The organism is Leptothrix cholodnii SP-6 (genome assembly GCF_000019785.1).
GTDB classification, from domain to species: Bacteria; Pseudomonadota; Gammaproteobacteria; order Burkholderiales; family Burkholderiaceae_C; genus Sphaerotilus; species Sphaerotilus cholodnii.
The window spans coordinates 3,650,463-3,670,940 of record NC_010524.1 but is presented as its reverse complement, the minus strand read 5'-3'; the positions used below and the strand labels follow the sequence as shown (position 1 = coordinate 3,670,940).

Below are 20,478 nucleotides of genomic sequence, written 5' to 3'. Positions count from 1 at the left end.
ACATCACATGCCCCAATGGACCCCCGTCTGCGCCTTCGACGACATCGACGACGAAGACGTGCGCCGCTTCGACCACGCCGGCAAGACCTTCGCGATCTACCGCTACGACGACAAGGTCTACGCCAGCGACGGCCTGTGCACCCACGAGCAGGTGCACCTGTGCGACGGCCTGGTGCAGGCGCACGTGATCGAGTGCCCCAAGCACAACGGCCGCTTCGACATCCGCGACGGCCGCCCGCTGGGCGCGCCGGTGTGCGTGGCGCTCAAGACGTATCCGGCCAAGGTCGAGGGCGGCGAGATCCTGATCGACGTCGCGTGACGTGGCGGGATCAGTTCACCCGCCGGCCGCCGCTGAAGCGGTGCTCGAAGCCGGCGCGCGGGCTCAGGTGGATGGTCTGGCCGACCGCCAGGCCGGGCTGTTCGCCGTCGGCGCGCACCGTCAGCGTGCCGACGCCACGCACGTCGGCGTAGACGATGCAGTCGGCGCCCAGGTGTTCGATGTGGTGCACGGTGGCCGGCCAGCGGCCGCTGTCGCGGCTGATGTCGAGGTGCTCGGGGCGGATGCCGTAGACCTCGCAGCCCATCTCGCGGGCCAGCGCGCCTTCGATCAGGTTCATGTTGGGCGAGCCCAGGAAGCCGGCGACGAAGGGCGTGGCCGGCTCGCGGTACAGGTCCATCGGCGAGCCGGCCTGCTCGATGTGGCCCTTGTTGAGCACGACGATCTGGTCGGCCATGGTCATCGCCTCGACCTGGTCGTGCGTCACGTAGATCATGGTCGCGCCGATCTTGCGGTGCAGGTCGGCCAGCTCGACGCGCATCTGCCCGCGCAGCGAGGCGTCGAGGTTGGAGAGCGGCTCGTCGAACAGGAACACCGACGGGTTGCGCACGATCGCGCGGCCGATCGCCACGCGCTGGCGCTGGCCGCCCGACAGCGCCTTGGGCGTGCGGTCGAGCAGGGGGCCGAGCTGCAGCACGTCGGCGGCCTTCTTGACCGCCGCGTCGATCTCGGCCTTGGGCCGGCGCGCGATGGTCAGCGGGAAGCCGATGTTTTCGGCCACCGTCATGTGCGGGTAGAGCGCGTACGACTGGAACACCATCGCGATGCCACGATCGGCCGGCTCCAGGTGGGTCACGTCGCGGCCGCCGATCAGGATCTGGCCGCCGCTGACCGACTCCAGCCCCGCGACCATGCGCAGCAGCGTCGACTTGCCGCAGCCCGACGGGCCGACCAGCACGGTGAAGGAGCCCGCGGGGATCTCCAGGTCGAGCCCCGGGATCACCGTGGTGCCGGAGGTGTACGACTTGCGGATGGCGGAGAGGCGGACGTCATGCATGGTCGCGGTCCTTGAAAGCGGAGGGCGGATGGGGTTCGGTTCGGGCGGTGGGGTGGCTCATGGGGTGAGCCATCAACCCTTGACCCCGGTGGAGGCGATCGAGGCGATGAACGCGCGCTGCAGGCTCAGGTAGAACAGCAGCACCGGCACCGTGATGACGGTCAGGTAGGCCATCATTTCGCCCCAGGCGATGTTGAGCTGGAAGAAGTACTGCAGGCCGACCATGATCGGGCGGTAGTCCTCCGACTGGGCCGACATCACCGGCCACAGGTACTGGTTGTACATGGCGAGGAATTTCAGGATCGCGGCGGTCGCGAACACCGGGCCGGCCAGCGGCACGATCACGCGGCGGTAGATCTGGAAGTAGCTCGCGCCGTCGACGCGGGCGGCCTCGACCAGATCACGCGGCAGGTCGCGGAAGTACTGGACGAACAGGTAGATCGTCAGCGCGTCCGACACGAACGGGATGATCTGCACGTGGTACGAGTTGAGCCAGCCGATCGTGAGGCCGTCCGCGCCGATCCACGGCAGGTTGTTGACCACCAGCAGCAGCGGGATGGCGATCGACTCGAAGGGCACGATGAAGGTGGCCAGCACCACCGCCATCAGCAGGTTGCGGCCCGGGAACTCCAGGAACACGAAGGCAAACGCCGCCATCGAGCAGATCGCCAGCGACAGCACCATCGTGATCGCCGTGACCATCACCGAGTTGACGATGAAGTGGCCGATCGGCACGCGCTGGAAGGCCGCGCGGTAGTTGTCGAGCGAGATGTCGCCCACCGGCAGGAAGGCGCGCAGCGAGCTGGCGTCCTGCAGCAGCTGCAGGTCGGGCTTGAGCGACGACACGATCATGAAGACGATCGGGAAGATGAAGATCAGCGCGATCCAGCTCAGCAGCACGTAGTGCAGCGCGCGGCGTGCCAGCGTGGGCATCATGGGGTGGCTCATGGGATGAGGCTCCTGGGTTGATTCGGCGCGGTCAGTGGCTCTTGTCGACCTGGCGTTCCCGCGTCAGCCAGCGTTGGCCCAGCGAGATCGCCAGCACGAACAGGAACAGGAAGACGCTGATCGCGGAGCCGCCGGCGATGTCCTGCTTGCCGTAGCCGCGCTGCACCGCCTGGAAGACCAGCGACTGGGTCGAGTCGAGCGGGCCGCCGCGCGTCATCACGTCGATCTGCGGGTAGAGCGTGAAGGCCTGCATCGTGATGACGACCATCACCAGGATCGCGGTGTTGCGCAGGCCCGGCCAGGTGACGTAGCGGAAGACCTGCCACTTCGACGCGCCTTCGAGCGCGGCGGCCTCGTACAGCGAGGCGGGAATCGTCTGCAGCCCCGACAGCCAGACGATCATGTGGAAGCCCACGCCCTGCCAGACCGACATCGCCATGATGGCCCACAGTGCGGTGCCGGGCTGGCCCAGCCAGTCGACCGGCTGGAAGGCGCCGAAGGTCAGCTGCTGCAGCAGCGAGTTCAGCAGGCCGTTGTCGCCGGCATAGATGAAGCGCCACAGGAAGGCGACCACCACCATCGAGATCACCACCGGCATGAAGTAGATGGTGCGAAAGACGTTGATGCCGCGCAGCGGCTGGTTGATCAGCATCGCCAGCAGCAGCGCCAGCAGGGCCTGCACCGGCGCCACCACCACCACGAACAGCACCGTGTTGACCAGCGCCTTCATGAAGATCACGTCGCTGGCCAGCACGTAGAGGCGGCTGTCGCCGGTCCAGTCGAGGTGGAACCACTCGCGCTTGCGGTCCAGGTGCGGGTAGTCGGGGTTGTCGCGGGTGAACTGGCGCAGGCCCGGATAGGTGGGGCTGCCATCGGCCTCGCGGGCGATGGCGCCTTGTGCGTCCTTCTCGGGTTCGAGCACCAGCACGCCCAGGCCGAGCATCTGGCGGTAGTTCTCCAGGCCGACGAACTGGGTCGGATTGGGCGACACCAGCCGCTGGTTGGTGAACGACATCGTGAACGCGAGCACGAAGGGCACGATCAGGAACAGGCCCATCAGCAGCATGGCCGGCGAGACCATGAGCAGGCCCGCACGGCGCGCGCTGGCCGCGCCGGGTGCACGCGTCGTCGTGGGAATGGTCGGGGTCTGGGTCATGGTCTTCGCCTGGTTGCTGCGGGCTGGATCAGCGGTAGTTGCCGTTCTTCTTCAGGTCGGCGTCGATCGCGTCGGCGGCGTTGTCGAGTGCATCGGCGACCTTGCCGCCGTTGGCGATGTCGGCCAGCGCCTTCTCGAACTCGCCCGACGCGCCGGCATAACCCGGCGTCGACGCGCGCAGCGTGGCCTGCTTGGCCGACAGCGCGAAGAACACCTCCAGCGGGCCGCCCTTCTTGTAGTTCTGCGTCAGCGCCGCGGCCGCCGGGGTCGACGGGATCAGGCCGATACCGTCGGAGAAGGCCGCCAGGTACTTGTCCTTGAGCGCAAAGGCGATGAAGGCGTTCGCGCCCTTGGCGTTCTTGCTGGTGGCCGAGACGCCGAACTGCCACGACGCGGCGCCGATCTTCGGGCCCTTGCCGAAGTCGGGCGCCGGCAGGAAGACCAGGTCGTCGCCGAACTTCTTCAGCGCCGGCAGCGCGGCCCAGTTGCCGTTCCACTGCAGCGCGTACTTGCCGTCGAGGAAGCCGGTCTCGCGGTCGGCGCCGCTCTGCGAGGTGCCCGGGGTCAGCTTGCGCGTGAACAGGCTCTGCCACCAGGTGCCGAACTCGACGCCGGCACGGCCGTTGAGCGTGCCGTTGGCCTTGGGCGCAGCCGCGTTCAGCAGGTCACCGCCGTGGCTCTGCAGGAAGGGGCCGAAGGCGTACGAGTACCACTCGCCCTTCCAGGCCAGGCCCAGGTCGATCGGGTACTGGAACTTGCCGCTCTTTTGCAGCGTCACGAGTGCGGCGTCGAACTCGGCCTTGGTCCAGGGCTTGTCGAGCGTCGGGATGCGGATGTTGTGGGCCTGCAGCACCGACTTGCGGGCAAACATCGCACAGGCCGCGTCCCACAGGCCGACCGAGTAGACCTTGCCGTTGTAGGTGCCGATCGTGCCGGGCAGGAACTTGTCGGTCGCGCCGGCCGGCAGGGCCAGCGGCTGCAGGTACTTCGACCAGGCCCAGTTGGGCATCACCGGGCCGTCGACGTCGAGGATGTCAGGCAGCTTGCCGGCCACCGCGGCGGCCACCACCGAGGTGTTGTAGGCCTCCTGTGGGAACTGCTGCAGCTCGACCTTCCACTCCTTCTGGCTCTTGTTGAAGTCGCTGATGATCCCCGTCATCAGCTCCTTCTCCTTCGGGTTGCCGGCACCGTGATACCACATCGACAGCGAGGTCTGGGCTTGGGCGGCGCTGGCACCGAGGGCAGCCAGGCCCAGGACGACGAGGCTGCGGCGAAGGGGGGACGAGACGGTCATGGCGGACTCCGTGATCGGGATGTGGTCGGGTGGTTTGGCTCGCAAATGACAATGTTGTCATGGCGGACTGAAATGTAGATCCCGCAGCTTTTGTCCAGAAATCCGTGGAAACCCTCGGTGGGGTCGGTCCGTCGTTTCGGCCGTTCTTCTCGTGTTAATGAGGGCCTGATTCGCATGGCCTCACTGCGTCAGCCGGAAAACGGCTCGATGCTTGACAGGCCAGGATCGATCTCCGAGGATTGCAATGTCCAACGTTGTCATTTGTCCGGATTCCCTCCTTTCCCAGAACCCCATGGCCACCATCTTCGACGTCGCGCAGCTCGCGGGGGTCTCGATCAAGACCGTCTCGCGGGTCGTCAATCGCGAGCCACGCATCAGCCCGGAGACCTTCGAGAAGGTCAGCCGCGCGATCGAGATGCTGGGCTACGAGCCGCACCGCGGCGCGCGCCTGATGCGCTCGGGCAAGTCGGGGCTGATCGGCTTCATCACCGGCCTGTTCAGCGACATCGAGATCGCCCAGACCCGCGCCGGCCTGTCGGACCTGAGCATCCTGCGCGGCGCCCAGCAGGCCTGCCGCGCCGCCGGCAAGACGCTGCTGGCCGCCGACATGGGCACCGGCCGTAGCCGCGACGCCGACGCGGTGGCCAAGCTGCTCAAGACCTTCGCCTCGCATCGCGTCGAGGGCGTCATCTACGCCGCGCCCTATCACCAGCAGGTCTTGCTGCCGCCGCTGAAGGACACGCCGCTGCTGCTGGTCAACTGCTTCGACCTGGACCACACCCCGGCGGTCGTGCCCGACGACGGCCTCGGCCAGGCCCGCGTGGTCGATCACCTGGTGGCCCAGGGCCATCGGCGCATCGGCTATGTCGGCGTCGACGAGAACATGGTGGCGGGGCGGCTGCGCAAGGCGGCGTTCCTGGACGCCTGCGCGCGGCACGGGCTCGACCCGGCGCATTGCCCGGCGCTGATCGGCTCGACGCTGCAGACCCCGGACCCGTTCACGCCGCTGCGCCCGGCGCTGCAGCAGATCGTCGGCCGCACGCCGCGTCCCACCGCGCTGTGCCTGGGCAACGACGTGATGGCGCTGGAGGCGATCCGCGAGCTGGAGACGCTGGGCCTGCGCGTGCCGCAGGACATCGCCGTGATCGGCTACGACAACGACGAGGTGATCTGCGAGGTCACCCGCCCGCGCCTGAGCACCGTCGTGCTGCCCTATTTCGAGATGGGCCAGATCGCGGTGCAGCGCCTGCTGGAACGCATCGCCGGCGAGCCCGCGCCGGCCGAAGCCTGGCAGCGCGTCGCCGGCGAAGTGATCGCGCGCGACTCGGTGTCGGCGCTCGCCCCCGTATCCACAGCGGACACGCCCGCCGCGTCCACGTCAACCCCCACACCTGCCGCCTCATTGCCATGACCCAGCCCGACCACCGCCCCCCCTGTTCCCACCGCCCGCAATACCACTTCACCGCGCCGCAGAACTGGATCAACGACCCCAACGGCGTGTGCTTCCACGCCGGCCGTTACCACCTCTACTACCAGTACAACCCGAACGCCAGCAAGTGGGGCGACATCCACTGGGGCCACGCCAGCAGCGCCGACCTGGTCACCTGGCGCGACGAGCCGCTGGCGCTGGCGCCGTCGGCCGGGCCCGACGCGGGCGGCTGCTTCTCCGGCAGCTTTGCGGTCGTCGACGGGCTGCCCACCGTCTACTACACCGGCTACACCACCGAGCGCCAGGTGCAGTGCGTGGCCACCAGCGCCGACCTGATCCACTGGACCAAGCACCCCGAGCGCACGCTGGTGCAGCCGCCGGCCGGTGTCGAAGGCCATGATTTCCGCGACCCCTACGTCTTCCGGCACGACGGCCACTGGTACATGGCGCTGGGCGCGTCGCTCGACCATGAGCGCGGCCAGTGCCTGCTCTACCGCAGCGCCGACGGCATCCATTGGGAAGACCGCGGCGTGCTCTACGCTGCCGAGGACAGCCGCCTGGGCGTGATGTGGGAGTGCCCGAACTTCTTCCCGCTCGGCAGTCCTGGCCAAGAGAAGTGGGTGCTGACTGTGTCGCTGTGGCTGGGCCTGGGCGTCCATGCGTTTGTCGGCCGCTTCGAGAACGAACGCTTCGTGCCCGAATGGAGCGGCCCGCTCGACGTCGATGCCGGTGCCTTCGCGCACCTGACCACCCGCGTGCCCGACGGCCGCACCCTGCAATGGGCCTGGGCCAACGAGCAGCGCGAGCAGCCGCTGATCGACGCCGATGGCTGGGCCGGCGCGATGACCGTGCCGCGCCAGCTGGGCCTGGACGCGCAAGGCGGCCTGACCCAGGCGCCGGTGGCCGAGGTGGCGTTGCTGCGCCAGGCCGAAGTGGCGTTGCAGCCGGTGGCTGACGCGGCGCCCGCTCAGCGCTGGCGCTTTGCCGGCCGCCACCTCGACATCGAGGCGCGCTTTGCGGCCCCCGGCCGCTACAAGGTCGGTCTCACGCTGCTGGCCAACCCGGCCGGCAGCGAAGTCACCCGCGTGGTCTATTGGCCCGAAGCGCGGCGCCTGAGCATCGAGCGCGGGCGCAGTTCGCTGGAACACGGCGTCAAGCGCCAGGACGTTCATGCCCACCTGCTGCTGCAGCCGGGCGAGGACCTGACGCTGCGCGTGCTGCTCGACGGCAGCATGCTGGAGGTGTTCGCCAACGACCGCGTCTGCCTGACCACCCGCGTCTACCCCACGGACCCGGCCAGCGAGCTCGGCGAGGTCTACAGCGAAGGCCCGGATGCGGTCGACTGCCGCGTCTGGGCGATGGGCTCGATGTGGCCCGAGGGTCTGGTGCGCCCGCCGTTGGTCAAGCAGCCGGTGGCTTGATGCCCGGTGACCAGGCTGGCGCCGCCAGGACGCGCTGCCAGTCCTGCAGATCCTGCGGCCCGTCTGGCGCCACGCTCAGGCGGCAGCCGTCCCACTGCAGGCCGCTGTGCAGGTCGAGCGCTTCGCCCGTGATCGGATGCGCGATCTGCAGGCGCCACGCGTGCAGCCACAGCCGCTGCAGGCCCAGGCGCTCGGCCCACCAGCGGTTGAGCGGGCCTTTGCCGTGCGTGGCGTCGCCCAGGATCGGGTGGGCGATGTGTTTCAGGTGGCGGCGGATCTGGTGGCGCCGGCCGGTGGTGGGCCTGGCTTCGACCAGGCTGGCGCGGGTGGTGGTGAAGCCAGGGTCGGCGGCCTCGGGCCAGTCCAGCGCCGCCAAGCGGCGCAAGCGGGTGTGGGCGGATTGCGCCGGGCTGTCGGGCGGCGTGTCGTCGGGGCGCAGCGGATGGTCGACTTCAACTTCTGCCGGCATCCAGCCGCGCACCAGCGCCAGGTAGCGTTTCTTCACCTCGTGGCGGGCGAAGGACATCGCCAAGCCGCGCGCGGCTTCGGGGTGCAGCGCCAGCAGCAGCACGCCGCAAGTGCCCTTGTCCAACCGGTGCGCGGGGTAGACGTGCTGGCCGCCCAGCTGATCGCGCAGGGTCTGGACGATGAACCGGGTTTCGCCTGCGTCCAAGCCCGTGCGGTGCACCAGCCAGCGGGCGGGTTTGTGGATGGCGATCAGGTGTTCATCACGCCAGAGAACGGGCAGCTCGGTCATGGGCGGCAGTGTGGCAGCGGCTCAGGCCACGGCCTGCCGTGCCGCCCGGCAGCAGGCCTCGAACGGCTCGCGGGGCAGGGGCCGGCTGAACAGGTAGCCCTGGTAGGCGTCGCAGCCGATCTGCGCCAGCAGCTCGCGCTGCGCGGCCAGTTCCACGCCTTCGGCGATGACGGTCAGTCCCAGGCTGTCGGCCAGGGCCACGACCATCCGGCCGATCGCCAGGTCGTTCGGGTCGGTGAGGATGTCGCGGACAAAGCTCTGGTCGATCTTGAGCTGGTCCAGCGGCAGGCGTTTGAGGTGTGCCAACGATGAATAGCCGGTGCCGAAATCGTCGAGCGAAAACCCGACGCCACGCGATTTCAGGGCCGACATCTTGGCGACGATGTCCTCGACGTCCTCCACCAGCAGGCTTTCGGTCAGTTCCAGCTTGAGCAGGTGCGGATCGGCACCGGTGCGCTCGAGGATGCTCATCACCTCGGCCACGAAATGGGGCTGCCGGAACTGCCTGGCGCTGACGTTGACCGACACCGACAGGTGCTTCATGTCGTCCTGTGCGGACCAGTCCGCCAGCGTCTTGCAGGCCGTTTCCAGCACCCAGTGGCCCAGGGCCGTGATCAGGTTGGTGTCTTCGGCCAGCGGGATGAATTCGGCCGGCGGCACCAGGCCGCGCAGCGGATGCGGCCAGCGCAGCAGCACCTCCGCGCCGGTGATGCGGCCCGAGCCGACCACCTGCGGCTGGTAGTGCAGCAGGAAGTGCGACAGCCGCATCGACTCGCGCATGTCCTCCTCCAGCGCCGCCCGCTGCACCAGCATGGCCTGCATGTCGGCGTCGAAGAAACGCAGCGTGTTGCGGCCGGCGGTCTTGGCCTGGTACATCGCCATGTCGGCCTCCTTGAGCAGGTCGTCGACGCTGTCGCGGTCGTCGGCGAACAAGGTGATGCCGATGCTGGGCGTGCTGTGGCGCACATGGCCGTCGAGCGGGTAGGGTTGGTTGAGTGCGTCGAGGATCTTCTCGCCCACCCCTTCGGCCTGGGTGGCGCACTCGTCGAGGCGGGCGCCGAGGTCCTGCACGATGACGACGAACTCGTCGCCGCCGAGCCGGGCCACGGTGTCGCTCTCGCGCACGCAATGCGTCAGGCGCTGGCCCACCAGCTTGAGCAGCTGGTCGCCGCGCGCGTGCCCGAGGGTGTCGTTGAGGCTCTTGAAATTGTCGAGATCGATGAAGATCAGCGCCCCGTGCATGCCGCTGCGGGCGCTGGCCGCCAGGGCTTGGGCGAGGCGGTCGCGCAGCAGGCGGCGATTGGGCAGCTGGGTCAGCGGGTCATAGAAGGCCAGCCGGTTGACTTCGTCTTCGACCGCCTTGCGCGCCGAGATGTCCTCGATGACCCAGATGCAGCCGGCCTGGGGCTGGGCCGGATCGAGCTGGCGGACGCGCAGATGGGCCCAGAACTGCGAGCCGTCACGGCGGTGCAGCATCAGCTCTTCCTCATGGCGACCGTCGCCGGTGGCGATGGCCGCCATCGCTCGCGCAGACGCGATGCCGGCGCGGGCATCTTCCGGATAGATCGCCAGGATCGGCAGGCCCGACATGAAGCCGGGCGGGTGGCCGAACGAGCGCTCGGCCTGGCGGCTGGCCAGCTGGATCAGCCCGCCGCGCTCGAAGATGACGCCCAGTTCGATGTTCGTCAGGATCGCCCGCTGCTCGGCGAAAGACGTCTTCAGGTCGGCGCGCATCTTGTCCATCTGCAGCGCCAGACGGCCGATTTCATCGGGCCGGCTCCAGTCGAGCGGGTGCTCGAAGTCGCCACCGGCGACCCGGCTGGAAAAGGCGCTCAGGCTGGTCAGCGGCTTGAGCACCCACAGGTGCAGGGCCGCCAGCATCAGGCCCAGCGACAACAGCAGCTGCCCCAGCAGGATGAAGGCGTAGACCTGCCGATCGTTCTTGAACTGCTGTTGTGCCAGGCTGTCGTCGAACTCGATCTCGACACTGCCCGCGACCTCGGTCTTGTCGATCACCTGGCCGCTCAGTCGCATGTCCTGGCGCTGCACCACCGACCGGCCCCGCCGGCGCTCGGGCTGCTCCACGCTGACCAGTGGCGCCGAGGCCGGATCGCGAACCGTGATGCGCACCACCTGCGGGTCCAGCATGGCCGCTTCGGTGATGCGGGTCATGCCCTGGATGTCGTAGTTCCAGGCCGGCACCACCAGGCTGCTGCCGAGCAGGACGGCCGTGTTCTCGAGCTTGTCGACCAGTTCCTGGTCGATCTGCTTCTGACGCAGCTCGGTCAATGCCGTGACCCCGACCAGCGCCGGCACCAGCAGGCCGGCCGCCATCGTGAGGAGCAGGCCGCTGCTCAGGCGACGCAGGCTGCTGCGTTCGTGCAGCCTGCCGGCGGCCCGGCGCAGTGCAGACGCGATGTGCCGCAGCGGCTTCGACTTCAGCAGCGAACGCACATCAGCTTCTTGATCTCCGGGCGCCGGAAATTGGCCCGCGTCACCAGGGTCGTGCCGGTGTGGATGACGCTTTCCTTGATCGGCCGGTTGCGCAGCGCGGCCACCACGGCCTTGATGGCCAGATAGCCCATGCGGTCGGGATCCTGGACGATCAGGCCGTCGATTTCCTTCTTTTCGAGCCCCTCCAGCAGGAAGGGCGTGGAGTCGAAGCCGATGAAGCGCTTGCGCCCGGCCAGGCCCGCTTCGCGCAGGGCTCGCAACATGCCGTCGGTGGCCGATTCGTTGACGGCGAAGATGGCGTCGAAGTCGGCCGACTTCGCCAGCAGCGCGCTGGCGCTGTGGCGCGCCTTGCCCGCGGAGCCGCCGCCGTACACGTCGGCCACGATCGAGATGGCGGGGGCGTTGGCCGACAGGTAGTCGATGAAACCGCGGGCCCGGTCATCGGTGGACGCGCTGCCCGCCACGGTGCGCAGCAGCACGACACGGCCGCGCTGCCCCATCAGCTCGGCCAGCTGTCGCGCCGCCAGCTGGCCGCTGGCGTGGTTGTCGGTCGTGACGAATTGGAGGTGGCCGCTGCCGTCCAGCGCCGAATCGACCACCACGACCTTGATGCCCATCCGGACCGCCTGCTCGACCGGGCCGACCAGCCGGCTGCGGTCGGTCGGCGTGATGACGATGGCGTCCACACCCGCTCGCGTGTAGTACTGCAGGATCCGGATCTGCGAATCGGTGTCGTCGTTGTAGGCCGGGCCCCGCCAGGTCAGGTCGATCTGGCCCTCCTCCTGCATGGCGCGCTCCACGCCATTGCGCATCAGGTCCCAGAACATCTGGTCGCTGGACTTGGGAATGAACACGATGTTGAGCTTGTTGTCGGCCGGCCAGGCCGATCCGCTGGACAACAGCACCCAGCAGGCAAACAGGAACGTGAGGTACTTTTTCATGGGCGTGCCGGTGGGGCGATCGGCAATTCTTGGGCTCGTCTGCGGGGCTGTCAATCGATGGCATGCCTGCCGCAGATCAAGATCAACCGGTCATTCAACCCTGACAGTCGTCCACATGACTTCGCAACCCGAGCTCGGCAGATCCGTTCCACCCGCCTGGGATCCGGCGCCGCACCTGCAGCCCTCGCACGAGGTCGCGGCCCGTCTGCAGGTCGACCCCGACCAGGGCCTGGCCGCCGACGAGGTGCCGCCGCGCCGCGCCCGCCACGGCAGCAACGCGCTGGCCGCGGCCGCGCCGCGCAGCGTGGCCTCGCGGCTGATCGCGCCGTTCAAGGATTTCATGATCCTGGTGCTGCTGGCCGCGGCGCTGCTGTCGGGTCTGATCGGCGAGGTGGCCGACACGGTGGCGATCCTGGTGATCGTGCTGCTCAACGCGGCGCTGTCGATCAGCCAGGAGTGGCAGGCCGACCGCGCGCTGGCCGCCCTGCAGCGCCTGGCCGCGCCGCGTGCGCAGGTGCGACGCGACGGTCAGGACCAGGCCATCGACAGCCACGAACTGGTGCCCGGCGACGTGGTGCACCTCGAAGCCGGCAACCTGGTGCCGGCCGACCTGCGGCTGCACGCGGTGGCGCAGCTGCGCATCGACGAGTCGGCGCTGACCGGCGAATCGCTCACCGTCGACAAACACAGCGCACCGCTGCCGGCGGCCGAACACGCGCTCGGCGACCTGCGCAACATCGCCTTCAAGGGCACGCTCGTCACGCACGGCCGTGCCACCGGCCTGGTGGTGGCCACCGGCGCAGCCACCGAGATCGGCCGCATCGCCGCCATGCTCGACGCCAGCGGCGACCGCACCACGCCGCTGCAGCGCCGGCTGGCGGCGTTCGGCCAGCGGCTGTCGGTGGTGGTGCTGGTGATCTGCGCGGTGGTGTTCGGCGTCGGCCTGCTGCGTGGCGAGGAGCTGCTGCTGATGGCGCTCACATCCATCAGCCTGGCGGTGGCGGCGATCCCCGAGGCGCTACCGGCGGTGGCCACCGTGCTGCTGGCGCTGGGCGCGCGCAAGCTGGTGCTGGTCAAGGCGCTGGTGCGGCGGCTGCCGGCGGTGGAGTCGCTCGGTTCGGTCACGACGATCTGCTCCGACAAGACCGGCACGCTGACGCTCAACCGCATGACCGTGAGCACGCACCAGGCCGCCAACGACGGTGCCGCGGCGCTGCTGTGGCGCGCCGGCCTGTTGTGCAACGACGCCGCACCCTCGCCGCAAGGCTGGCGCGGCGACCCGACCGAAACGGCGGTGGCCGAGCGCGCCGAATCGGCCGGGCTCGACGCGGTGGCCGAACGCGCCGCCTGGCCGCGCCGCCACGAGTGGCCGTTCGATGCCGACCGCAAGCGCATGAGCACGCTGCACGTGGCGCCCGATGGCTGGGTCGCCTGCGTCAAGGGCGCGCCCGAGTCGGTGCTGCCGCGCTGCACCTCGGCGTGGGGCGCCGATGGCGCGCAGCCGATCGACATCGCGGCCTGGCAGGCCACCGTGCAGGGGCTGGCCGCACAAGGCCTGCGGGTGCTGGCGCTGGCGCAGCGCGAGGGCTCGATCGACCGCCTCGACGCGATGCGGGCGCTCGACGCCGATCAGGCCGAGCGCGAGCTGGTGTTCCTCGGCCTGGTCGGCCTGATCGACCCGCCACGGCCCGAAGCCCGCGACGCCGTGGCCGAGTGCCACAGCGCGGGCGTGCGTGTCGTGATGATCACCGGCGACCACCCGCAGACGGCGCTGGCGATCGCCAGCCAGCTCGGGATCGTCGACGCGGTCGAGGCCGACGAGGCGGCCGATGCCGGCACGACGGGCGCCGCCCGCCAGGTCATCAGCGGCCCCGAGCTGGCCCGCCTCGACGACCACGCACTGGCCGCCATGGTGAGCGACGTGCGCGTCTACGCCCGCATGGATCCGGCGCAGAAGATCCGCATCGTGCAGGCGCTGCAGTCGCGCGGCGAGCTGGTGGCGATGACCGGCGACGGCGTCAACGACGCGCCGGCGCTCAAGGCCGCCGACATCGGCGTGGCGATGGGCCAGGGCGGCACCGACGTGGCGCGCGAGGCCGCCGGGCTGGTGCTGCTGGACGACAACTTCGCCACCATCGTGGCCGCGGTGCGCGAGGGGCGGCGCATCTTCGACAACATCCGCAAGTTCATCCGCTACGCCATGACCGGCAACTCGGCCGAGATCTGGGTGCTGTTCCTGGCGCCGCTGGTCGGGCTGCCGATCCCGCTGCTGCCGATCCACATCCTGTGGATCAACCTCGTCACCGACGGCCTGCCGGGCCTGGCGCTGGCGGCCGAACCCGGCGAGCGCGGCCTGATGCGCCGCCCGCCGCGCCCGCCCACCGAGAGCGTGTTCGCGCACGGCCTGTGGCAGCACGCGCTGCTGGTGGGCATCCTGATCGCCGGACTGTGCCTGGGCGTGCAGGCCTGGGCGCTCGAAACCGGCCACGCCCACTGGCAGACGATGGTGTTCACGGTGCTGACGCTGGCGCAGATGGCACACCTGATGGCGATCCGCTCCGAGGGGCAGTCGATCATCTCGCTGGGCCTGCGCAGCAACCGGCCGCTGCTGGGCGCGGTGGCGCTGACATTCGCGCTGCAGATGGCGGTGATCTACGTGCCGGTGCTGCAGCCGATCTTCCGCACCGAGGCTCTCAGCGGCGCCGAACTGGCGCTGTGCCTGGCCTGCGCGGCGCTGGTGACGGCCGCGGTCGAGGCCGAAAAGGCCTGGCGGCGCCGGGCCTGATCGGCGCGTCAGCTCGAAGTCAGCCAGAATCCGCGCCGGGCGGATGCATCAACCGGATGCATCCGTCACGCCAACTTTCAACTCCAAAGCGGAAATTTCACCATGCTCGACTGGCTTGCCGACCCCAACGCCTGGGTTGCCCTCGCGACCCTGACTGCGCTCGAGATCGTCCTGGGCATCGACAACATCATCTTCATCTCGATCCTGGTGGGCCGCCTGCCCGAACACCAGCGTGACCGCGCACGCCGCCTCGGCCTGACGCTGGCGATGGGCTCGCGCATCGCCTTGCTGATGTCGCTGGCGTGGATCATGCGCTTGACCGAACCGGTGCTGACGCTGTTCGGCCAGGCCATTTCCGGGCGCGACATCATCCTGATCGGCGGCGGCCTGTTCCTGCTCTGGAAGAGCGTGCACGAGATCCACGGCTCGCTCGAGGGCGAGGAAGAAGCCGCCCAGACCGGCGGCCCGGCCGCGAGCTTCATGGGCGTGCTGGCGCAGATCGCGGTGATCGACATCGTGTTCTCGCTCGACTCGGTGATCACCGCCGTCGGCCTGGCCGATCAGGTCAGCGTGATGGTGCTGGCGATCCTGATCTCGGTGGGCGTGATGATGTTCGCCGCCAAGTCGATCGGCGATTTCGTCGACCGCCACCCGACCATCAAGATGCTGGCGCTGTCGTTCCTGGTGCTGGTGGGCGTGACGCTGGTCGCCGAAGGTTTCGGCGTGCACTTCCCCAAGGGCTACATCTACTTCGCGATGGCGTTCTCGCTGGGCGTGGAGGTGATCAACATCCAGATGCGCAAGCGCACCGCCACGCCGCCGGTCAAGCTGCACAAAGAGCTGCCCTGACCGGGTGGGCCCAGGTCTGGCGCAACCACGCGGCACATGCCAGGTTGTTGTGCCAGATCGAATAGCGGCCGCCGCCGCCGTAGTCGGCAAACGGGATGAACTCGCAGCTGATCTGCTGCGGCGCCGATTCGGGATGCGCGCGCATCCAGGCCAGCAGGTCGGTGACGGCCTGCTTCCACGGCGCCAGGGCTTGTTCGTGCCACTCGGCGTGGAACGTGCCCGGCGGCGGCTGGATCAGCGGGTACTGGATGGCGCGGCCGGCCAGGCCGCGGCGGCGGTTCATCGCCGCGTTGTGCGGCACGCCCGGCGCCACGCTGCGCGCGTGCGCATGCGCCACCCAGCCTTCGCGCAGCCACATCGAATAAAGCGTGTCCGGCTGGCCCGGCGCGAGCAGGGCACGGCCACCGTCGGCCACGTCGCTCATCCGGCTCAGCGCCAGTTCTTCGGCGTGGCCGATCTTGAAGATCAGGTGCGAGTGATCGAGCGTCAGGCGCAGCTTGACGTTCGAGCGCGCCAGCAGCTCGGCCACACGCTCGACGCGGCGGAAGTCCTCGCTCCACATGTCCACGTGCACCTCGAGCGTCGGCAGGCAGCCGACCGGCTCGCCGTGTTCGAGCGCGTCGAGGTAGAAATCCGCCACCTGCTGATCGCTCAAGGGGCGGCCGTTCGAGTGGCGCGCGTAGAGCTGCATGTTGAACAGACGCGCGCCGAGCCTGCCGCCGGTGGCCAGGCCCCAGCGCATGCGGGCCTCGTCCTGCCCGGCGCAGAAGATGCCGCCGAACACGCCGATCGGCACGCCGTAGTGCTCGACCCAATCGAAGTAGGGCGCGAAATCCTCGCCCGGATCGATGTTCTTCTCGATGTAGTCGAACGCTGCGCTCTGGCGCACCCACGCGAAGCGCGTGCCGGCATTGGGCGTGCGGATGCCGTCGTGGATCAGCACGCCGTCGAGGTTGATGCCGACCCGCAGGCTCACTTGAAGATCACCGTCTTGTGGCCGTTGAGCAGCACGCGGCGCTCGCTGTGCCACTTGACGGCGCGCGCCAGCACCTGGCTCTCGGTGTCGCGGCCGATGCTGGTCAGGTCGTCGACCGTCAGGCTGTGGTCGGCACGGGCCACGTCCTGCTCGATGATCGGGCCTTCGTCGAGATCGGCGGTCACGTAATGGGCGGTCGCGCCGATCAGCTTCACGCCGCGGTCGTGCGCCTGGTAGTACGGCTTGGCGCCCTTGAAGCTGGGCAGAAAGCTGTGGTGGATGTTGATCGCGCGGCCGTTGAGCGCGCGGCACATCGGGTCGCTCAGCACCTGCATGTAGCGCGCCAGGATCACCAGCTCGGCGCCCTCGGCGCGGATCACTTCGAGCTGCTTCGCCTCGGCTTCCTGCTTGGTTGCCGCCGTCACCGGGATGTGGTGGAACGGGATGTTGTAGCTCGCCGCCAGCTGATAGAAGTCGCGGTGGTTCGAGACGATCGCCTTGATGTCGATCGGCAGCAGCCCGCTCTTGAAGCGGAACAGCAGGTCGTTGATGCAGTGGCCGTGCTGGCTGACCATGATCACGGTGGCCATGCGCTGCGCGCCGGCGTGCAGCTCGAAGCTCATGGTCCAGACGGCGGCCAGCTCCTGCAGCGCGTGCTCCAGGTCGGCGCGCGGCGTCTTGGCGCAGGCGAACTGCACGCGCATGAAGAACAGGCCGGTCTGCTCGTCGTTGTATTGCGCCGCTTCGAGGATGTTGCCGCCGTGCATGAACAGCAGGCCGGCCACGCCGTGCACGATGCCGGGCTGGTCGGGGCAGGAGAGGGTGAGGATGTAGGTCGGTGTCATGACGCGGTGGATCTGTGGGCGGACATCGGATGAATCGGTGGCGCTCAGCGCGCCAGGGCGGCTTCGAACTTCGCCAACTCGTCGGCCGTGATGCCGACCTGGTGCTGCTGCGCCGGGTAGGCGCCGCCCGCCACGTCGGCCTCGTATTCCTTGAACGCGGCCACGCGTTCGGCCTGCAGGCGGTCGTATTCGGCCGCGAAGTTGCGGTAGGTCTTGGCGTGGCGCGGCACGTGGCCGCGGTTGAAGCCCAGCACGTCGCTCGCGAACAGGTACTGCGCATCGCAGCCCGCGCCCGCGCCCATCGAGATCATCACGAGGCTGGTGCGCTGCGAGATCAGCGTCGCCACCTCGGCCGGCACCACCTCGATCTCGGCGGCAAACGCGCCGGCTTCTTCGAGCGCCTTGACCTGGCGCCACACCAGCAGCGCGGTGTCAAGCGTCTTGCCCACCGCCTTGAAGCCGCCGGTCCAGGTGGCTTGCGACGGGATCAGCCCGCTGTGGCCGCACACCGGGATGCCCTCGTCGCGCAGCCGGCGCACGATGCCCATGCTGGCGGCGCAATAGACCGCGTCGCCGCCGGCCTTCATCGCGGTGAAGGCGGCGCGCAGGTATTCCTCGGCGGTGACGAAGTCGCCGTATTCGAGGCCGGGGATCGCGAACACCGTCGGCGCCGCCTCGCGGAACGCCGGGCCGAGCAGCGCCGGCGGCACCGAGATCAGGTCGATGCCGGCCTGCTCGGCGGCCGCGGCTTCGTCGAGCGTCTCGACGCGCAGCATCGAGAGCTGGCGCTGGCCCTTGAGGGCGCGCAGGTCGGCGATGGTCGGGCGCCTGGATTTTTTCATCGTGTCTCCGTGGGGTTCTTCTGGGTGTCGGGGTGGGCGGGGCGGTGCTCAGGCCGCCGTCGACAGCAGCGCCTTGAGCTTGACGCCCGGGTCGGCCAGTTGCGCTGCCGTGGGCCGCGCGCCGCGTTCGACCAGCGTGCGGGCGAGCTTGAGTTCCTTGGCCACCACGCGGGTCGGGCCGCAGCCGCTGGCGCCGACCAGGCGGCCGTCGGCGTCGAGGTAGAAATGCAGTTCGCCGGCTTCGGAGCCCTCGCCCAAGGTGCGCACCACGCTGCTCGCGGCCAGCGCCGGCTCGCCGCTGACCTGCAGTTGCCAGTCGTACTGGTCCGACCAGAACCACGGCGTGACCGTGTAGGCCTCGTGGCCGCCGAGCATGTTGACGGCGGCGGTGCGGGCCTGGGTCTCGGCGTTGTGCCAGGTTTCCTGGCGGATCAGCTGACCCGAGAACGCGCTCGGGAACTCGGCCACGTCGCCGGCGGCGTAGACGCCCGCGGCGCTGGTGGCGAGTTGTGCGTTGACGACGATGCCGCGCTCGACCGCCAGGCCGGCGGCCCGCGCCAGCTCGGTCGCCGGCGTGATGCCGATGCCGACCACGACGGTGTCGGCGACCCGCGTGCTGCCGTCCTGCAGGCTCACGTCGAGCCGGCCGTCGGCGCGCTGTACGAATGCGCTCGGGCCGCTGCCCAGCCGCACGTCGACACCCTGGCTGCGGTGCAGCGCCAGCACCTGCGCGCCGATGCTGGCCGGCACGGCGCGGCCGAGCAGCCGCGGCGCGCCTTCGATCACCGTCACCTCGCAGCCACGCGAGCGCGCCGACGCCGCCACCTCCAGCCCGATGAAACCGCCGCCGATCAGCAGCAGGTGTGCGCCGGCCTGCAGGCTGGGCGCCAGCGCGATGGCGTCGGCCTGGGTGCGCAGCTCGCACACGCCGGGCAGGGTGGCGCCAGGGATGTCGAGCTTGCGTGCGACGCCGCCGGTGGCGAGCAGCAGCGCGGCGTAGGCGATCACGCGGCCATCGGCCAGCGTGACGCTGCGTGCAGCGGTGTCGACGGCCTGCACCGTCGCGACGATGTGCGTGATGCGGTCGCGGTCGTAATCGGCGGCGGCGCGCAGCGCGCATTGTCCGGGCGTCATCTCGCCCTTGAGCACGGCTTTCGACAGCGGCGGGCGCTCGTAGGGCAGCACCGGCTCGGCGCCGATCAGCACGATCTCGCCGGCCCAGCCCTGCTCGCGCAGGTGCTGGGCGGCGCGCCCGCCGACGTGGCCGGCGCCGACGATCACCATCGCGGCGGGGCGGTCGGGGTTGTGTGTGCGGCTTGCATCCATGGCCTGGCTTCCGGTTCGGGTGGTCCGTGTGATCACGGTTGCGGCTGTCGCCACGTTGCCGCGGATTCTAGGAATCGACCTGGTTGAATGCAAACAAATTTCTAACTCGTGTACTAGGGGAAAACGATGTTCTATTCGTCATTTCCCCGTGGGCGACGCTTCGTACAATTGATCAAATAACTCCAACGTCGCCCCCGGCAGGCTGCGCACCATGGCTGACACCGCACCGCAGAACTTGACCGTCGAAGAGCTGCTCAAGCGCATCTCGCAGGAGTACGAGAGCCTGAGCCGCCAGCTCAAGGTGATCGCCCGCCACGTCGAGCAGCACAGCGACCACCTCGGCCTCGAAGGCATCCAGGACGTTGCCGCGCAGTGCGGCGTGCAGCCCTCGGCGGTGGTGCGTTTTGCCAAGCATTTCGGCTACTCCGGCTACACCGAGCTGCAGCGGATCTTCCGCGACGGCCTGTCGAAACAGATCGCGCCCAACCGCAACTACCAGTCGCGCATCCGCGACGTGATCGAGTCGGGCGCGGGCGGGCTGTCGTCCGCCGAGATCGCGCACGAGTTCCTCGGCGGCAGCATCACCGGCATGCAGGAGCTGCGCAACAGCCTCGACGAGGCCGGTTTCAAGCAGGCGGTCGATCTGCTGGCGCAGACCGAGGTGATCTGGATCGCCGGCTCGCGGCGCAGTTTCCCGGTGGCGGTCTACCTCGACTACGCCTTCCAGCACACCGACAAGCGCATCCTGCTGGTCAACGCGCTCGGCAGCATGCACGAAGGCCAGATGCGCTCGGTGCGACCGGGCGACGTGATGGTGGCGATCTCGTTCGCGCCCTACGCCGAAGAGACCATCACGGTGGCGCAGCAGGCGGTACAGCGCGGGGCGAAGCTGATCGCGCTGACCGACAGCCGCATGAGCCCGCTGGCGCGCGAGGCCGACGTGTCGCTGATCGTGCAGGACAACTCGACCTTCGGCTTTCGCTCGCTCACCAGCACGATGGGCCTGGCGCAGAGCCTGTTCATCGCGCTGGCCTATCGGCTCGAGCTGCCGTACCGGCCGACCACCGCGGTGCGCACGCCGACGGCCTGACGTCCGGCCATTGCGCCATCCGGGCGGCGCT

The 20,478-nt window shown here is 69.2% G+C and carries 17 protein-coding genes; 6 read left to right on the top strand and 11 right to left on the bottom strand.

All coding sequences use genetic code 11. From position 1 onward, the window contains the following. Nucleotides 1-7: 7 nt before the first annotated feature. A complete protein-coding gene (locus LCHO_RS16470; RefSeq protein WP_012348308.1) occupies nt 8-319 on the top strand; it encodes a MocE family 2Fe-2S type ferredoxin in 312 nt (103 codons plus the stop codon). 10 nt (nt 320-329) lie between these two features. On the opposite strand, the gene LCHO_RS16465 is transcribed toward LCHO_RS16470, so the two are convergent. From LCHO_RS16465 to LCHO_RS16450, 4 genes are all read right to left on the bottom strand, one after another. Beyond that, nucleotides 330-1,334, bottom strand: a complete 1,005-nt coding sequence (locus tag LCHO_RS16465) for an ABC transporter ATP-binding protein (RefSeq protein ID WP_012348307.1) — start codon at nt 1,332-1,334, stop codon at nt 330-332. Nucleotides 1,335-1,406: 72 nt separating this feature from the next. Beyond that, nucleotides 1,407-2,282 carry a carbohydrate ABC transporter permease gene (locus LCHO_RS16460; protein WP_012348306.1) on the bottom strand — a complete coding sequence of 292 codons (876 nt, stop codon included), beginning with the start codon at nt 2,280-2,282 and terminating at the stop codon, nt 1,407-1,409. A gap of 31 nt (nt 2,283-2,313) precedes the next feature. Beyond that, a complete protein-coding gene (locus tag LCHO_RS16455; RefSeq protein ID WP_012348305.1) occupies nt 2,314-3,438 on the bottom strand; it encodes a carbohydrate ABC transporter permease in 1,125 nt (374 codons plus the stop codon). A 28-nt stretch (nt 3,439-3,466) separates the two neighbouring features. Beyond that, on the bottom strand, nt 3,467-4,732 hold the full coding sequence (locus LCHO_RS16450) for a sugar ABC transporter substrate-binding protein (RefSeq protein ID WP_012348304.1): 1,266 nt from the start codon (nt 4,730-4,732) through the stop codon (nt 3,467-3,469). Between the two features lie 292 nt (nt 4,733-5,024). Between LCHO_RS16450 and LCHO_RS16445 the strand changes: the two genes are divergently transcribed. Both LCHO_RS16445 and LCHO_RS16440 read left to right on the top strand, forming a co-directional pair. Continuing rightward, entirely contained in the window at nt 5,025-6,143 is a 1,119-nt protein-coding gene (locus LCHO_RS16445) for a LacI family DNA-binding transcriptional regulator (RefSeq protein WP_050757391.1), read from the top strand. Then, complete coding sequence (locus tag LCHO_RS16440) at nt 6,140-7,582, top strand: glycoside hydrolase family 32 protein (protein WP_012348302.1); 1,443 nt, start codon at nt 6,140-6,142, stop codon at nt 7,580-7,582. Before LCHO_RS16445 ends, LCHO_RS16440 begins: the two co-directional genes overlap by 4 nt. On the opposite strand, the gene LCHO_RS16435 is transcribed toward LCHO_RS16440, so the two are convergent. From LCHO_RS16435 to LCHO_RS16425, 3 genes are read right to left on the bottom strand one after another with little or no spacing between them, the layout of a single operon-like run. Next, the gene (locus tag LCHO_RS16435; RefSeq protein WP_012348301.1) at nt 7,563-8,339 is read right to left on the bottom strand and encodes a pseudouridine synthase; all 777 of its coding nucleotides are present in this window, start codon (nt 8,337-8,339) and stop codon (nt 7,563-7,565) included. The genes LCHO_RS16440 and LCHO_RS16435 overlap by 20 nt on opposite strands. A 21-nt stretch (nt 8,340-8,360) precedes the next feature. Continuing rightward, complete coding sequence (locus tag LCHO_RS22330) at nt 8,361-10,793, bottom strand: EAL domain-containing protein (RefSeq protein ID WP_012348300.1); 2,433 nt, start codon at nt 10,791-10,793, stop codon at nt 8,361-8,363. Next, a complete protein-coding gene (locus LCHO_RS16425; RefSeq protein ID WP_012348299.1) occupies nt 10,778-11,734 on the bottom strand; it encodes an ABC transporter substrate-binding protein in 957 nt (318 codons plus the stop codon). Before LCHO_RS16425 ends, LCHO_RS22330 begins: the two co-directional genes overlap by 16 nt. 115 nt (nt 11,735-11,849) lie before the next feature. Between LCHO_RS16425 and LCHO_RS16420 the strand changes: the two genes are divergently transcribed. Beyond that, nucleotides 11,850-14,519, top strand: coding sequence for a cation-translocating P-type ATPase (locus LCHO_RS16420; protein ID WP_012348298.1), 2,670 nt, complete (start codon nt 11,850-11,852; stop codon nt 14,517-14,519). A 102-nt stretch (nt 14,520-14,621) separates the two neighbouring features. Further along, complete coding sequence (locus LCHO_RS16415; protein WP_012348297.1) at nt 14,622-15,368, top strand: TerC family protein; 747 nt, start codon at nt 14,622-14,624, stop codon at nt 15,366-15,368. Here the strand turns inward: LCHO_RS16415 and LCHO_RS16410 are convergent. Genes LCHO_RS16410 through LCHO_RS16395 form a run of 4 tightly spaced genes read right to left on the bottom strand, consistent with a single transcriptional unit; the run spans nt 15,343 to nt 19,357 of the window. Then, entirely contained in the window at nt 15,343-16,344 is a 1,002-nt protein-coding gene (locus tag LCHO_RS16410; protein WP_012348296.1) for a xylose isomerase, read from the bottom strand. The two genes, LCHO_RS16415 and LCHO_RS16410, sit on opposite strands and share 26 nt — an antisense overlap. Continuing rightward, a complete protein-coding gene (purU, locus tag LCHO_RS16405; RefSeq protein ID WP_012348295.1) occupies nt 16,341-17,189 on the bottom strand; it encodes a formyltetrahydrofolate deformylase in 849 nt (282 codons plus the stop codon). The genes LCHO_RS16410 and purU overlap by 4 nt, the downstream gene beginning before the upstream one ends. A 44-nt stretch (nt 17,190-17,233) precedes the next feature. After that, a complete protein-coding gene (locus LCHO_RS16400; RefSeq protein ID WP_012348294.1) occupies nt 17,234-18,031 on the bottom strand; it encodes a 3-methyl-2-oxobutanoate hydroxymethyltransferase in 798 nt (265 codons plus the stop codon). A gap of 48 nt (nt 18,032-18,079) precedes the next feature. Then, nucleotides 18,080-19,357, bottom strand: coding sequence for an NAD(P)/FAD-dependent oxidoreductase (locus LCHO_RS16395; RefSeq protein WP_012348293.1), 1,278 nt, complete (start codon nt 19,355-19,357; stop codon nt 18,080-18,082). A gap of 211 nt (nt 19,358-19,568) precedes the next feature. Here LCHO_RS16395 and LCHO_RS16390 point away from each other — a divergent pair, with 211 nt between their 5' ends. Further along, nucleotides 19,569-20,447, top strand: a complete 879-nt coding sequence (locus tag LCHO_RS16390; RefSeq protein WP_012348292.1) for a MurR/RpiR family transcriptional regulator — start codon at nt 19,569-19,571, stop codon at nt 20,445-20,447. Nucleotides 20,448-20,478 lie beyond the last annotated feature (31 nt).